The sequence below is a fragment of the Sphingomonas jatrophae genome, from assembly GCF_900113315.1.
Classification (GTDB): Bacteria; Pseudomonadota; Alphaproteobacteria; order Sphingomonadales; family Sphingomonadaceae; genus Sphingomonas_P; species Sphingomonas_P jatrophae.
The window spans coordinates 919,216-933,022 of sequence record NZ_FOZG01000001.1; the positions used below are offsets into that span (position 1 = coordinate 919,216).

The window sequence follows — 13,807 nt, forward strand, 5'->3', positions numbered from 1 at the left end:
GGTTCACGCCATGGATGTCAAGAAACTGGTTCTGCTGATCGGCGCGCTCGTCATGGCGGGCGTGTCCGCCTTCATGGCCCGCAGCCTGTTCGCCGGAGCCGCCGCGCCCGAGGCGATGGCGGCACCTGCCGATGCCGTGCCCACCGGGCCCGAGGTGCTGGTCGCCACGCGGCCGCTGCCCGTCGGCACCATCATCGGGCCGGAGAGCCTGAAATATCAGCCCTGGCCGAAGGATCTCGTCCAGCAGGCCTATTTCATCAAGGGTGAGAGCGATGCCGCCTCGCTCCAAGGCACCGTGGTCCGCACCGAGATCACCGCCGGCCAGCCGATCACGCAAGGATCGCTGGTGAAGCCGGGCGATCGCGGCTTCCTCGCCGCGGCGCTCGGGCCTGGCATGCGGGCGATCACCATCTCGGTTTCCAACCAGGCGGGCAATGCCGGCTTCGTCTTCCCGGGCGACCGGGTGGACCTGATGCTGTCCTCCGACGTGCAGGGCGGCGGCGACGGCCCGGCGCTCAAGGCGACCGAGACGATCATGCGCAATTTGCGTGTTCTCGCCACCGATCAGCGTACAGAAAAGGGTGTGGATGAGAACGGCAAATCCGTCGTCGCCACCTTCTCCACGGTCACGCTGGAGGTGACGCCTCGCATCGCCGAGAAGATCGCCGTCGCCCAGTCGGTCGGCACGCTCAGCCTCGCGCTTCGCCCGCTTGCCGACAACACGGCCGAGCTGGAGGCCGCCATCGCCGCGGGCGACGTCAAGGTGCCCGAGACGGACGATCCCAGGGCCGAGAAGAAGATGCTGCTCGAGGTCGCCTCGCGCCCGATCGACGGCGGCGGCAGCTACGCCACGGGGGCCGACGTGTCGCGCTTCCAGCGCTCCTCCGTCCCCGGCCGCTCGGCCGAACGGTCCGCCCCCGCCTTCGCCGGGGTGCCGATGGCCGCTCCCGCTGCGCCCGCCGCGGTCGGCCCCGACGGCAGCGCGCCGATGATCCCCCGCGGCCCGGTCGTCCGGATCGCCCGCGGCAACAACGTCACCGTCATTCCCGTCACGGGGGGTAAGTGAGATGCGCCTGACCAACGTTTCCGGCAGCGTCGCCGCGCATTCGGCACTGGGCACCGCGCTCGCCGCCGCACTCGCCGCCGGCCTCGCCATGGCCCCCGCCGAACCCGCGCTCGCCGCGCCGGTGAAGCGCTCCACCGCCAGCACCCCGGCCCGGCCGCGCGCGCTGCCCGCCCCGCAGGAGACGGTGACGCTCTCCATCGGCCGCGGTCAGCTGGTCAACCTGCCCGGCACCATGACCGATCTGTTCGTCGCCAATGAGGGCGTGGCAGATGTGCAGGTGAAGTCCAACCGCCAGCTCTACGTCTTCGGCAAGGGTGCGGGCGAGACGACGGTCTATGCCACGGATCGTGCCGGCAGCGTCGTCTGGTCGGCCACCGTTCGCGTCGGCCAGAACATAGCCTCGGTCGGCTCGATGCTGAAGCTGGCCATGCCCGAGGCGACGATCACGGCCACGCCGATGAACGGCGTGGTGCTGCTCACCGGCACCGTCGCCAGCCCGGATGACGTGGCGGAAGCGACGCGCCTCGCCCAGGCGTTCGTGGGCGAGGGCGTGCAGGTGGTCAGCCGATTGAAGTCGGCCACGCCGCTCCAGGTCAACCTCCAGGTCAAGATCGCCGAGGTCAGCCGCGATTTCGTCAAGCAGGTGGGTGCGAACCTCCTGTCGCGCGACACGACCGGGGGCTTCCTGTTCGGCATCGCGCAGGGCCGCAATTTCGGCTCGATCGCCAATCGCAGCGTCGCCGGCTTCCCCACGCTCGATGCGTCGGCCAGCTTCGGCCTGCCCGCGGGCTCGCTCAGCCTGCCGTTCAATCCCGCGACGAACAGCTTCATCCTGCCGAACAGCGGCGCCGAGTATAACCTGTCCAATCTCGGCCAGGGCGCGGGCCGCACCAACATCGCGCTGGCGGGCAAGCTGCTCGGCCTCGATCTCGCGACGGTGATCGATCTGGCCGAGAATAACGGCCTCGTCACCACGCTCGCCAATCCGAACCTGACCGCTCTGTCGGGCGAAACGGCCAGCTTCCTGGCCGGCGGCGAGATCCCGATCCCGCAGAGCCAGGGCCTCGGTGCGGTGTCGGTCGAGTATAAGCAATATGGCGTCAGCCTCGCCTTCACGCCCTTCGTCCTCTCGGACGGCCGCATTTCGCTCCGCGTCCGCCCGGAAGTGTCGCAGCTGACCACCGCCGGATCGGTGACGCTCAACGGCTTCACCATCCCCGGCCTCAGCACGCGCCGGGCGGAGACCACGGTGGAGCTCGGCTCCGGTCAGAGCTTCATGATTGGCGGCCTGCTGTCGAATGCGCACAACAACTCGATCGACAAGGCGCCGGGCCTCGGTGACCTGCCGATCATCGGCGCGCTGTTCCGCTCCAACAGCTTCCGCCGGCAGGAGACCGAGCTCGTCATCGTCGTGACGCCTTATCTGGTGAAGCCGGTGGACGCCTCGGCGATCAAGCTGCCGACCGACGGCTACAAGGCGGCGACGGATGCGCAGCGCATCCTGCTCGGCCAATCCAATGACGGCCGCACGGGTGAGCAGCGGCCGGTGCCGACGATGGCGCCGCCCGTCACCCAGCGCGCCGATGGCGCACCCACCACCGCGACGCCGCCGGCTGCCTCTGCCCCGTCGGCCGCCCGGCCTCAGGGTGAGGCCCCCGCCCCCGGCTTCTCCTTCTGATGCGCTCCCGGAGATCATCCATGCGCCGCACCGCCTCGATCCGCCTCGCTCTCGCCGCGCCCGCAGCCCTGCTGGCGCTGTCCGCCTGCGGCCCCGTCAATCGCGGGCTGGAGTCGGTCCACCAGCCGGTCGTCCAGCGCACCGATTACGTGTTCGATCTGGCAGCGGGCGGCTACGGCCTCGCGCCGGGCGAGGAGGCACGTCTGGTCGGCTGGTTCGAGGCGCTGCGCCTCGGCTATGGCGATCGCATCACCGTCGATGATGGGGTGCAGGGCGGCGGCGGCGCGGCTCGCGAGGCGGTTGCCGCCGCGGCAGCGCGCCACGGCCTGCTGCTCGGCGATACCGCACCGGTTACCGAAGGCGCGCTGCCGCCGGGCATGGTTCGCGTCGTGGTCAGCCGCAGCAACGCCGCGGTGCCGGGCTGCCCGGATTGGCGCGACTCTGCCGGTCCGAACTTCGCCGGCTCGACCTCCGCCAGCTATGGCTGCGCGACCAACGGCAATCTCGCCGCGATGGTCGCCGATCCGCAGGATCTGCTGCGCGGCCGTGACGGCCAGTCGGGCGGGCCGGACGCGCGCGCCAGCGCCCGGGCGCTGAAGGCCTATCGCGAAGCGCCGCCGACGGGGGCCGGTGGCGCGCTCAAGCAGGAATCCGCCGGCAGCGCAGGAGGCCGCTGAGATGAACGCACCCTTCAATCCGCGCGGCCTCGCCACGCGTGAGCCCTTCACCGCTTATGTCTGCGACGAGGCGACGGCCGAGCTGCTGAAGCCGGTCGTCTCAGAAATGGGCTGGGCGCATGAGAAGATCGTCCGCGGCGGCCTGCGCAATGCGGTGCAGTCACTGTCCGTCTCGGCCAGCCCGAACATCCTGTTCGTCGATCTGTCCGAAAGCGGCGATCCGCTGAACGACATCAACGCGCTCGCCGAAGTGTGCGAGCCGGGCACCGTCGTGATCGCCGCCGGCCAGGTCAACGACGTGCGGCTCTACCGCGATCTCGTCGCCTCGGGCATCCAGGATTACCTGCTGAAACCCTTCTCGCCCGATCAGATGCGCGATGCCATCGCGCAGGCGCAGATGACGATCGCCGGCCCCCGCCATGGTGACACCGGCGCATCGGATCGGCCGCACCTGATGACGGCCGTGATCGGCGTGCGTGGCGGCGTCGGCGCATCAGCCATCGCCGCATCGGTCGCGTGGATGTTCGGCGAGAAGCATGGCCGCACCACCGCGCTGCTCGACCTCGACGTGCATTTCGGCACCGGCGCGCTGAACCTCGATCTTGAGCCCGGCCGCGGCCTGACCGACGCGATCGAGAATCCCAGCCGCATCGACGGGCTCTTCCTCGAGCGCGCGATGGTGAAGGCCAATGAGAAGCTCGCCGTCCTTTCCGCCGAGGCGCCGATCAGCGCCCCGCTGATGCATGACGGCGCCGCCTTCTTCCAGCTTCAGGACGAGCTCAAGGGCGCGTTCGAATGCACCGTCATCGATCTGCCGCGCAGCCAGCTGGTCGTCCACCCGCATCTGCTGAACGAGGTGCAGGCCGTCGTCGTCGTGACGGAGCTGACGCTTGCCGCGACGCGCGATTCGATCCGCATCCTCTCCTGGCTGAAATCCAGCGCGCCGCAGGCCCGCCTGATCGTTCTCGCCAACAAGGTGCCGAACGGCCAGACCGAGATCAGCCGCAAGGATTTCGAGGCGTCGATCGAGCGCAAGGTCGATCTCGTCGTGCCGTTCGACGGCAAGCTGGCGCAACAGGCGGCGAAGCTCGGCAAGCCATTCGCCGAAGTGGCCAAGGGGCAGAAGCCCGGCCTTGCCTTTGCCGACCTCGCCGCACAGCTCCTCGCCACGGTGGATGACGAGGCGGTCGGCGCGCGCGTGGGCGGCCGCTCGCTGCTGGGCAAGCTTGGCGAGATCAAGGGCCTGCTGCCAAGCAAGAAGAAAGTGGCGTGACGCGATGAGCGTGCCGCCGCGCCGAAAGGAGGACTGATCCCATGGGCGATCAGATGTTGCCGATGATCCTGTTCGGCGCGGGCGTGTTCGGCATGCTCGCGCTGCTGATCGCCGCTTTCTCCGGCCCTTCGGCCGCCAAGGCGCAGGATCGCCGGCTGGTCGCGGTGCGCGGCCGACACACCGGCGGCGGGCAGGCGACGGTCGAGGCGCAGATCCGCAGCATCACCTCGCAGCGCGAGACGAAGCTGGACGATGCCTTCGCCTCGTTCATCCCCAATCCCGCCGTCCTGCAGAAGCGGCTCGACCAGACCGGCAAGGAATGGACGTTCGGCCAATATGCGATGGTGTCGCTCGGGCTGGTCGTGCTCGTCGCGCTTGCCGCATGGCTGAAGGGCCTGCCGCTGCTCCTGTCGCTGTTCCTTGGCCTTTTCGTCGGCCTCGGCCTGCCGCACATGGTGGTCGGCAGCTTCATCAATCGCCGCGTCGCCGCCTTCAACGCCAAGTTCCCCGACGCGATCGAGCTGCTCGTCCGCGGCCTGCGCTCGGGCCTGCCCATCTCCGAGACGCTCGGCGTGGTCGGCCAGGAAGTGCCCGGCCCTGTCGGCATCGAATTCCGTGCCGTGGCCGACAAGATGAAGATCGGCCGCACGATGGAGGCCGCGCTCCAGGAAACGTCCGACCGGCTCGGCACGCCCGAATTCCAGTTCTTCGTCATCACGCTCGCCATCCAGCGCGAGACCGGCGGCAATCTCGCCGAAACGCTGTCGAACCTTGCCGACGTGCTGCGCAAGCGCGCGCAGATGAAGCTGAAGATCAAGGCGATGTCCTCGGAATCCAAGGCATCGGCCTACATCATCGGCGTGCTGCCCTTCATGGTTTTCGGCATGATCATGTGGATCAACCCGGAATATATGGGCAAGTTCTTCAGCGATGAACGCCTCATCATCACCGGCGGTGGCGGCCTGATCTGGATGGGGATTGGCGCCTACATCATGAAACAGATGATCAACTTCGAGATCTGAGGGATCAGCCGCATGAACCCGTCCGCGCCCGGCCCGACCCTCCTCGGCATCGACGTCTACATGGTCGCGACCGGCCTGGTCGCGGTCGCCACCTTCGCGCTGATGCTGGCCATCTACGCCGTCACCACCGTGCGCGATCCGATGGCAGGCCGCCTCAAGGCGCTGAACGAGCGGCGCGAACAGCTGAAGGCAGGCATCACCGCCTCCACCTCCAAGCGCCGCGCGAAACTGACCACCACCAACCAGACGACCGACCGGATGCGTTCCGTCCTGTCGTCGCTCAAGGTCCTGCAGGATTCGCAGCTCAAGACCGCGCAGATCAAGCTGGCGCAGGCGGGCATCCGCTCCAAGGATGCGGCGATCAAGGTGATCTTCGGCCGGCTGGTGCTGCCGATCGTGATCGGCGGCTTCGTCATCTTCGGCGTCTACGTGCTCGACTGGTTCCCCGAATGGAGCGCGATGAAGCGCTACATCGTCACCGCCGGCGCGCTGATCCTGTCCTACAAGCTTCCCGACATCATCGTGAAGAACAAGATCACGAAGCGCTCGGCCGCGATCCGCAAGGGCCTCCCCGATGCGCTCGATCTGCTGGTGATCTGCGCGGAGGCGGGCCTTACCGTCGACGCCGCCTTCCACCGTGTCGCGCGTGAGCTGGGCAAGGCCTATCCCGAGCTCGGCGACGAATTCGCCCTGTGCGCGATCGAGCTCGGCTTCCTCACAGATCGCCGCGCCGCCTTCGAAAATCTGGCGCAGCGGATCGATCTGGAGGCGGTGCGCGGCGTCGTCACCACCATGATCCAGACGGAGAAATACGGCACCCCGCTCGCCTCAGCGCTGCGCGTCCTCTCCGCCGAGTTCCGGAACGAGCGGATGATGCGCGCCGAGGAAAAGGCCGCGCGCCTGCCTGCGATCATGACCGTGCCGCTGATCCTGTTCATCCTGCCGGTGCTGTTCATCGTCATCCTCGGCCCGGCGGCCTGCTCGATCAGCGACAACTTCGTCGGCAAGTAGGCCCGGGTCCCTCTCCCGCCCAAGCGGGAGAGGGACCAAGCGAACGCACCGCAGACCGCCTCGCGGAACACGCACCCCGCCCCGCCGTTACGCTCCCACAACAAGGGAGTGCCCGCCATGCCCGCCTTCACCACCAACCAGTGGGCGATCCTCGCGCTCGTGCTGGTGCTCGGCTGGCTGCTCGGCCTGCTGTCGCGCAACGGCGGCGGCCGCTGGCGCCGCGCCTATGAGGAAGAGCGCGCGCGGCGCGAGGCGGAGGAGGCGCGCATCGCCGCCGCCAACACCCGCATCGCCGAGCTTGAGCGGCACGCCCCCGTCGGCGTCGGCACGGCAGGCGGCATCGCCGCCGCGGTCCACGGCCGCCGCGACGATCTGTCGCTGATCCGCGGTGTCGATCATGCGCAGGAGACGCGCCTGAACGATGCCGGCATCCACGGCTTTCGCGACATCGAACGGCTGACTCCGGCGGACGAAGCCGCCCTCGAAGGCCGGCTCGGCCTCGCCCCTGGCCTCATCGCCCGCGAACGCTGGCGCGAACAGGCCGCCATGCTCCGCGCCGGCGACCATGAGGGCCACCGCCGCACCTTCAGGTAGGCGTTTGATCTCCGCTGCTACTGAGCTGGCCGGTACGCTGGGCCACCGGCTCCGACGAGGGATCACCGTCCTTCGCCACGCTCAGCGAGCACGAAGGTGACTCACTTAAGTCCGGGCTCTCACCCGCATCGCCGCAACGTCACCGTCCGCGGCACGCCATTGCCGCCTTCGGTGCGGGAGACGCCCATCGTGCCGTCCGTGTGCAGGTTGAGCGCCCAGCTTTCGATCGTCTGGATGCCCTCGTCCGTGCAGCGCAGCGCCAGCTTCTTCGACGTGGCGGAGACCGGCCCCTCCTCCGTCACCCGGCAGCTCGTGCCGGCATCGTCCGCCGCTCCCTCCGCGGTAAACCGCCAGAAGCGCGTCGGGCACGCCGCCGCATTCACCGCCCAGCGGCCGAGATGATCGAACGTGTCGGGGCGCGGCGTCGGCGCGACGGTGTCGTTGCCCTGCGCCAGCACCTCGGCCACCGTCGGCCCCGCAGTGGCGACCGCATCGAGGTCCCCCACCTCCACCGCGGCATTGCCGACGGGTGAGTTGCCGCCGCCGCACGCCGCCACCGCCACTGGCAGCAGCGCGACCGCCAGCAGGCGAAGCCCCCGCCGCACGCTTACCGCGCCGCGAGCGCCGCCTGCGCCGCCGCCAGCCGCGCGATCGGCACGCGGTAGGGCGAGGCGGAGACGTAATCGAGGCCCGTCCGCTCGCAGAAGGCGATGGACGCCGGATCGCCGCCATGCTCGCCGCAAATGCCGAGCTTGATCCCCGCGCGCGTCTTGCGCCCGCGTTCGGCGGCGATCTCGATCAGCTCGCCAACGCCCTCGACATCAAGGCTGACGAACGGATCCTTGGAATAAATGCCCTGATCGACATAGGTCGTCAGGAACCGGCCCGCATCGTCACGGCTGACGCCTAGCGTCGTCTGCGTCAGGTCGTTGGTGCCGAAGGAGAAGAACTCGCCCACCTCGGCGATCTCGCCTGCCTTGAGCGCGGCGCGCGGCAGCTCGATCATCGTGCCAACCAGATAGGCGATGTCGCGGCCCCGCTCGGCGAACACCGCCGCCGCCGCCTTGTCGACGATCGCCTTCATCAGCTCCAGCTCGCGCCGCGTCGCGACCAGCGGGATCATCACCTCGGGGATGGGCGGCTCGCCCGTCTCCGCCGCCACGTCCAGCGCCGCCTCGAAGATGGCGCGGGCCTGCATCTCGTAGATTTCGGGATAGGTCACGCCCAGCCGGCAGCCGCGATGGCCCAGCATCGGGTTGAACTCGTGCAGCTCCGCCGCGCGGCGCTTCAGCGTCTCCACGCCGACGCCGGACGACGCCGCCACCTCGGCAAACTCCTCCTCCGCATGCGGCAGGAATTCGTGCAGCGGCGGATCGAGCAGGCGGATGGTGACGGGCAGGCCCGCCATGATGCGGAAGATGGCGGTGAAATCGCCCCGCTGCTCGGGCAGCAGCTTGGCCAGCGCCGCCCGGCGGCCCTTCTCGTCCTCCGCCAGAATCATCTGGCGCACCGCGGTGATGCGGTCGGCATCGAAGAACATATGCTCGGTCCGGCACAGGCCCACACCCTCCGCTCCGAACGAACGCGCCGTCTCGCAATCGAGCGGCGTCTCCGCATTGGCGCGCACCTTCAGCCGGCGGACCCCGTCGGCCCATTCCATCAGCACGCCGAAGTCACCCGCCAGTTCGGGCTGCACCGTCGCGACCGAGCCCAGCATCACCTCGCCGGTCGATCCGTCGATGGTGATCGTGTCGCCTTCCTTCACCTCGCGGCCGCCCACCTTGAAGCGCTTGGCCTTGGCGTCGATCGCCAGCGTGCCGACGCCCGAGACGCACGGCCGCCCCATGCCGCGCGCCACCACGGCGGCGTGGCTGGTCATGCCGCCGCGCGCCGTCAGGATGCCCTTGGCGGCGTGCATACCGTGAATGTCCTCGGGCGAAGTCTCGGTGCGCACCAGGATCACCGCATCGCCCATCTCGGCGCGCTTCTCCGCCGTGTCCGCATCGAACACGACGAGGCCGCTCGCCGCACCGGGCGAGGCCGGCAGCCCCTTGGCGATCACGTCGCGCGGTGCCTTGGGGTCGAGCGTGGGGTGGAGCAGCTGGTCCAGCGCCGCCGGATCGACCCGCGCCACCGCTTCCTCGCGCGTGATCAGGCCTTCCTCGGCCATGTCCACCGCCACCTTCAGCGCCGCCTTGGCGGTGCGCTTGCCGGCGCGCGTCTGGAGCATCCAGAGCTTGCCCTGCTGCACCGTGAACTCGATGTCCTGCATGTCGCGGTAATGCGTCTCGAGCAGGTCGAACACCTTGGCGAGCTGCCCATAGACCTCGGGCATCGACTCTTCCATCGACAGCGGCTTGGCGCCCGCTTTCTCGCGCGCGGCCAACGTCAGATATTGCGGCGTGCGGATGCCCGCGACCACATCCTCGCCCTGCGCGTTGATCAGATACTCGCCATAATAGGCCCGCTCGCCGGTCGAGGGATCGCGCGTGAAGGCGACGCCCGTGGCGCTGGTGTCGCCCATGTTGCCGAACACCATCGCCTGCACGTTCACCGCCGTGCCCCACGCACCCGGAATGTCGTGCAGCCGGCGATAGACCTTGGCCCGCTCCGACTGCCAGCTGCCGAACACCGCGCCCACGGCACCCCACAGCTGCTCGTGCACGTCCTGCGGGAACGGCTTGTTCCATTGCTCCTGCACGATCGCCTTGTACTGGTCGACCAGCCCCTGCCAGTCCTCGGCCGACAGCTCGGTGTCGAGGCTGTAGCCCTTGTCCTCCTTGGCGATCTCCAGCGCTTCCTCGAACGCGCCGTGATCCAGTTCCAGCACCACGTCCGAATACATCTGGATGAAGCGGCGATAGCTGTCCCACGCGAAGCGCGCATCGCCCGATGCCTGCGCCAGCCCGACGACGGTGGCGTCATTGAGGCCGAGGTTCAGCACCGTGTCCATCATGCCCGGCATCGACGCGCGCGCGCCCGAGCGAACCGAGACGAGCAGTGGATCGGCCGCATCGCCGAACTTCTTGCCGGTGATCCCCTCGATATGCGCGATACCGTTCGCCACTTCGGTGCGGAGCGACTCCGGGAAGCGCTGGCCTTCCTCGTAATAGCGGGTGCACATCTCGGTGGAGATGGTGAAGCCCGGCGGCACCGGCAGGCCGATCGACGCCATCTCGGCCAGGTTCGCGCCCTTGCCGCCCAGCAGGTTGCGGTCGCCCGATCCGCCATCGGAAACGCCGCCGCCGAAGCGATAGACATAGCGCGGCTCGGTGCCCGTGCCGCCACCATTCTCCGCCGCCAGCGTCGCCATCCGAAGTCTCCCGTTCGTGTCGTCACGTTGCTGCATAGCAGCAGAAGCGGCGCGGCGCGCGCAGCTTTATCTTTGTAGCTCTATCCCTCGATCTTCCCGAAATCGGCCACATTGTGGACCGCCCGGCGGATGCGGGCGAGCAGATCGAGCCGCCGCGCGCGCAGCGCAGGATCGGAATCGTTGACCGTCACGGACTCGAAGAAGGCGTCGATCGGCCCGCGCAGCGTCGCCAGGGCGCGCATCGCCTCGGCGAAATCTTCCCGAGCCACCGCATCGGCCGCACGCGGCTCGGCCGCATCCAGCGCCGCGACCAGCGCCTGCTCGGCGGGCAGCAGATCGCCGCTGTCGGGCGTCGGCGCAGGGTTGGCCGACAGCGCCGCGACCGCTGCCGCGACCCCCTCATCCTCCACCTCGGACAGCGGATCTTCCTCGCCCGTCTGCGCGATGCCCTGCTCGGCGGGATCGGAGAGGATGCCGCTTTCCCACTTCTCCCGCTTCAGGATGTTGGCGGCGCGCTTGTACCCGCTAAGCAGGTCACGCCCCTCACCCGTCTCGACGAACGCCTGCAACGCCGTCACCCGCGCCAGCAGCCGGACGAGATCGTCCTCGCCCCCCAGCGCGAACACCGCGTCGATCAAGTCGTGCCGCACGCCCGCTTCGCGCTGCTGCACCTTGAGGCGGTCGGCGAAGAAGGCGAGCAGCTCGCCCGGCACGCGGAAGCGCAGTCCATTCTCCACCAGCAGCCGGATGATGCCCAGTGCCGAACGGCGCAACGCGAACGGGTCCTTGGAGCCCGTCGGCGTCTCGCCGATGGCGAAGAATTGCTGAAGGCTGTCCAGCTTGTCCGCCAGCGACACCGCCACCGTGACCGGCGCGGTCGGCACCTCGTCGCCCTGCCCGACCGGCTTGTAATGGTCCCCGATCGCCTCGGCGACCTCCACCGGCAGCCCCTGCGCCTTGGCATAATAGCCGCCCATCACGCCCTGAAGCTCGGGGAACTCGCCGACCATGCCGGTTACGAGATCCGCCTTCGCCAGCCGCGCCGCCTGCTCGGCATGGTCGGGATCGGCGCCGGGCACCACACCCGTCTCCACCAGCCAGCGCGCGAGCTTCGCCATCCGCTCCACCTTGTCGGCGACGGTGCCCAGCTTCTCGTGGAAGACGATCTGGCCGAGCTTCGCCGCCTGCGTTTCCAGCGGCACCTTCAGGTCCTGCTCCCAGAAGAAGCGCGCGTCGCTCAGGCGTGCCGCCAGCACCTTGCCATTGCCCGCCACGATCGCAGCGCCGCCATCCGCCGCCTCGATGTTCGCGGTGCAGACGAAGGCCGGCGCCAGGGCGCCTGCGCTGTCCACGCAGGCGAAATATTTCTGGTTGGTCCGCATGGTCAGCTGGATCACCTCGCGCGGCACGTCGAGGAAGGCCGGGTCGAAGCGGCCGAGCAGCGGCACCGGCCACTCGGTCAGCCCCGCATTCTCCGCCACCAGCCCCTCGTCCGGCACCACGCTCAGGCCAGCCGACGCCGCCGCTGCCGCCGCGCCGTCGCGCACGATCGCCTGCCGCTCGGCCGGATCGAGGATAACGTGGCACGCGCGCAGCTTGGCCGCATAATCGTCGGCGCTGCCGATGGTGACCGCGCCCGGATGGTGAAAACGGTGGCCGACGGTGGCGGCCCCGCTCGCCACGCCTTCCACGTCGAAGCCGACGATTTCCTCGCCCAGCAAAGCGACGATGCCCTTCAGCGGCCGCACCCAGCGCAGGCTCGCGGTCGACGCGGAGGCAACGCCCCACCGCATCGACTTGGGCCACGGAAAGGCGCGGATCACGCCCGGGATCGCCTCCGCCAGCACCTCGGCGGTGTCGCGCCCCGGCTTGCTAATCGTGGCGAACCACACGCCGTCGCGCTCGCTCAGCTGCTCGCGCGACAGCCCCGTCTTGCGCAGGAAGCCCTCCAGCGCCTGCGCCGGCGCGGAGGTGCGCGGTCCCTTGATCTCGTCGCTCACCGGATCGGTCTGGAGCGGCAGCCCCCGCACGATCAGCGCCAGCCGCCGCGGCGTGGCGTAAGCCTCGCTCTCGCCCAGCGGCAGGCCGGCATGGATCAGCGCCTCGCCGACCAGGAAGGCGAGGTCCTTCGCCGCCTTGGCCTGCATCCGCGCAGGAATTTCCTCGGAGAGGAGTTCGAGCAGGAAGTCGGCCATCAGGCGCTCCACCCGTTGGTCTCCATCCACGTCGCGCACGCGCCCTTCGCCAGCTCGCGTACGCGGCCGATATAGGCCTGCCGCTCCGCCACCGAGATCACGCCGCGCGCCTGGAGGGTGTTGAAGATGTGGCTCGCCTTGATCGCCTGGTCATAGGCGGGCAGCGGCAGCTTGCGCTCGATCAGCGCGCGCGCCTCGTCCGCCGCCATGCCGAACTGCTTGAACAGCATGTCCGTATTCGCTTCCTCGAAATTGTAGCGGCTGAACTGCCGCTCATTCTCGAGGAACACGTCGCCATAGGTGACGCCGGCATCGTTGAACGCCAGGTCGTACACGTTGTCGACGCCCTGGATGTACATGGCCAGCCGCTCCAGCCCGTAGGTCAGCTCGCCCGCGACAGGCTTGCAGTCGAACCCGCCGACCTGCTGGAAATAGGTGAACTGCGTCACCTCCATGCCGTCGCACCACACTTCCCAGCCGAGGCCCCAAGCGCCCAGCGTCGGGCTCTCCCAATCGTCCTCGACGAAGCGGATGTCGTGCGTCCGCATGTCCACGCCGATCCGCTCCAGCGAGCCGAGATACAGCTCCTGCAGATTGGCGGGCGAAGGCTTCAGGATCACCTGATACTGGTAATAATGCCCCAGCCGGTTGGGATTCTCGCCATAGCGCCCGTCGGTCGGCCGGCGCGACGGCTGCACATAAGCCGCCTTCCACGGATTGGGGCCGAGCGCGCGTAGCGTCGTCGCGGGATGGAAGGTGCCCGCGCCCATCTCCATGTCATAGGGCTGGAGGATGGCGCAGCCCTGATCGCTCCAATAATCGTGCAGCGTCAGGATCAGCCGCTGGAAGCTGAGCGGTGCGGGCAAGGTCTGTCCCCGATTGCGAAGGTGCCGGGCGTCTGCCGCACGGGCCCGGTGCGGTCAACCGCGGGCGCCGGCAAAGCCGAGTAGCGCCGTTCATCCCTGCTCCGCTACACTG

11 protein-coding genes are annotated in these 13,807 nt (G+C 69.0%); 7 read left to right on the forward strand and 4 right to left on the reverse strand.

Annotated elements, in window-relative coordinates; all coding sequences use genetic code 11:
• The first annotated feature begins 10 nt into the window (after positions 1-10).
• The 7 genes from cpaB (at position 11) to BM360_RS04350 (ending at position 7,321) form a co-directional block, all read left to right on the forward strand.
• The gene (gene cpaB, locus BM360_RS04320; protein ID WP_093311237.1) at positions 11-1,066 is read left to right on the forward strand and encodes a Flp pilus assembly protein CpaB; all 1,056 of its coding nucleotides are present in this window, start codon (positions 11-13) and stop codon (positions 1,064-1,066) included.
• Between the two features lies 1 nt (position 1,067).
• On the forward strand, positions 1,068-2,744 hold the full coding sequence (locus tag BM360_RS04325; RefSeq protein WP_207544526.1) for a type II and III secretion system protein family protein: 1,677 nt from the start codon (positions 1,068-1,070) through the stop codon (positions 2,742-2,744).
• A gap of 20 nt (positions 2,745-2,764) precedes the next feature.
• Entirely contained in the window at positions 2,765-3,421 is a 657-nt protein-coding gene (locus BM360_RS04330) for a CpaD family pilus assembly lipoprotein (RefSeq protein ID WP_093311240.1), read from the forward strand.
• Between the two features lies 1 nt (position 3,422).
• Entirely contained in the window at positions 3,423-4,694 is a 1,272-nt protein-coding gene (locus BM360_RS04335) for a pilus assembly protein CpaE (protein WP_093311243.1), read from the forward strand.
• Positions 4,695-4,735: 41 nt separating this feature from the next.
• Entirely contained in the window at positions 4,736-5,716 is a 981-nt protein-coding gene (locus BM360_RS04340) for a type II secretion system F family protein (protein WP_242653311.1), read from the forward strand.
• A 12-nt stretch (positions 5,717-5,728) separates the two neighbouring features.
• Complete coding sequence (locus BM360_RS04345) at positions 5,729-6,727, forward strand: type II secretion system F family protein (protein ID WP_093311246.1); 999 nt, start codon at positions 5,729-5,731, stop codon at positions 6,725-6,727.
• 117 nt (positions 6,728-6,844) lie between these two features.
• A complete protein-coding gene (locus tag BM360_RS04350) occupies positions 6,845-7,321 on the forward strand; it encodes a hypothetical protein (protein WP_093311250.1) in 477 nt (158 codons plus the stop codon).
• A 119-nt stretch (positions 7,322-7,440) separates the two neighbouring features.
• Here BM360_RS04350 and BM360_RS04355 read toward each other — a convergent pair whose 3' ends face one another.
• From BM360_RS04355 to BM360_RS04370, 4 genes are all read right to left on the reverse strand, one after another.
• Positions 7,441-7,926: a hypothetical protein gene (locus BM360_RS04355; RefSeq protein ID WP_093311259.1), complete on the reverse strand. Its 486-nt coding sequence runs from the start codon at positions 7,924-7,926 to the stop codon at positions 7,441-7,443.
• A gap of 2 nt (positions 7,927-7,928) precedes the next feature.
• Positions 7,929-10,634 (reverse strand): pyruvate, phosphate dikinase, encoded by a 2,706-nt coding sequence (ppdK, locus tag BM360_RS04360; RefSeq protein WP_093311262.1) that lies wholly within the window; start codon positions 10,632-10,634, stop codon positions 7,929-7,931.
• Positions 10,635-10,714: 80 nt separating this feature from the next.
• Positions 10,715-12,829: a glycine--tRNA ligase subunit beta gene (gene glyS / locus BM360_RS04365; protein WP_093313740.1), complete on the reverse strand. Its 2,115-nt coding sequence runs from the start codon at positions 12,827-12,829 to the stop codon at positions 10,715-10,717.
• A complete protein-coding gene (locus tag BM360_RS04370; protein ID WP_093311265.1) occupies positions 12,829-13,695 on the reverse strand; it encodes a glycine--tRNA ligase subunit alpha in 867 nt (288 codons plus the stop codon). The genes glyS and BM360_RS04370 overlap by 1 nt, the downstream gene beginning before the upstream one ends.
• Between the last annotated feature and the right edge of the window lie 112 nt (positions 13,696-13,807).

What these genes read in the sequence shown, in the direction of transcription:
- cpaB (WP_093311237.1), top strand. Translation starts at nt 11, where the DNA reads ATGGATGTCAAGAAACTGGTTCTGCTGATCGGCGCGCTCGTCATGGCG.
- BM360_RS04325 (WP_207544526.1), top strand. Translation starts at nt 1,068, where the DNA reads ATGCGCCTGACCAACGTTTCCGGCAGCGTCGCCGCGCATTCGGCACTG.
- BM360_RS04330 (WP_093311240.1), top strand. Translation starts at nt 2,765, where the DNA reads ATGCGCCGCACCGCCTCGATCCGCCTCGCTCTCGCCGCGCCCGCAGCC.
- BM360_RS04335 (WP_093311243.1), top strand. Translation starts at nt 3,423, where the DNA reads ATGAACGCACCCTTCAATCCGCGCGGCCTCGCCACGCGTGAGCCCTTC.
- BM360_RS04340 (WP_242653311.1), top strand. Translation starts at nt 4,736, where the DNA reads ATGGGCGATCAGATGTTGCCGATGATCCTGTTCGGCGCGGGCGTGTTC.
- BM360_RS04345 (WP_093311246.1), top strand. Translation starts at nt 5,729, where the DNA reads ATGAACCCGTCCGCGCCCGGCCCGACCCTCCTCGGCATCGACGTCTAC.
- BM360_RS04350 (WP_093311250.1), top strand. Translation starts at nt 6,845, where the DNA reads ATGCCCGCCTTCACCACCAACCAGTGGGCGATCCTCGCGCTCGTGCTG.
- ppdK (WP_093311262.1), bottom strand. Translation starts at nt 10,634, where the DNA reads ATGGCGACGCTGGCGGCGGAGAATGGTGGCGGCACGGGCACCGAGCCG.
- glyS (WP_093313740.1), bottom strand. Translation starts at nt 12,829, where the DNA reads ATGGCCGACTTCCTGCTCGAACTCCTCTCCGAGGAAATTCCTGCGCGG.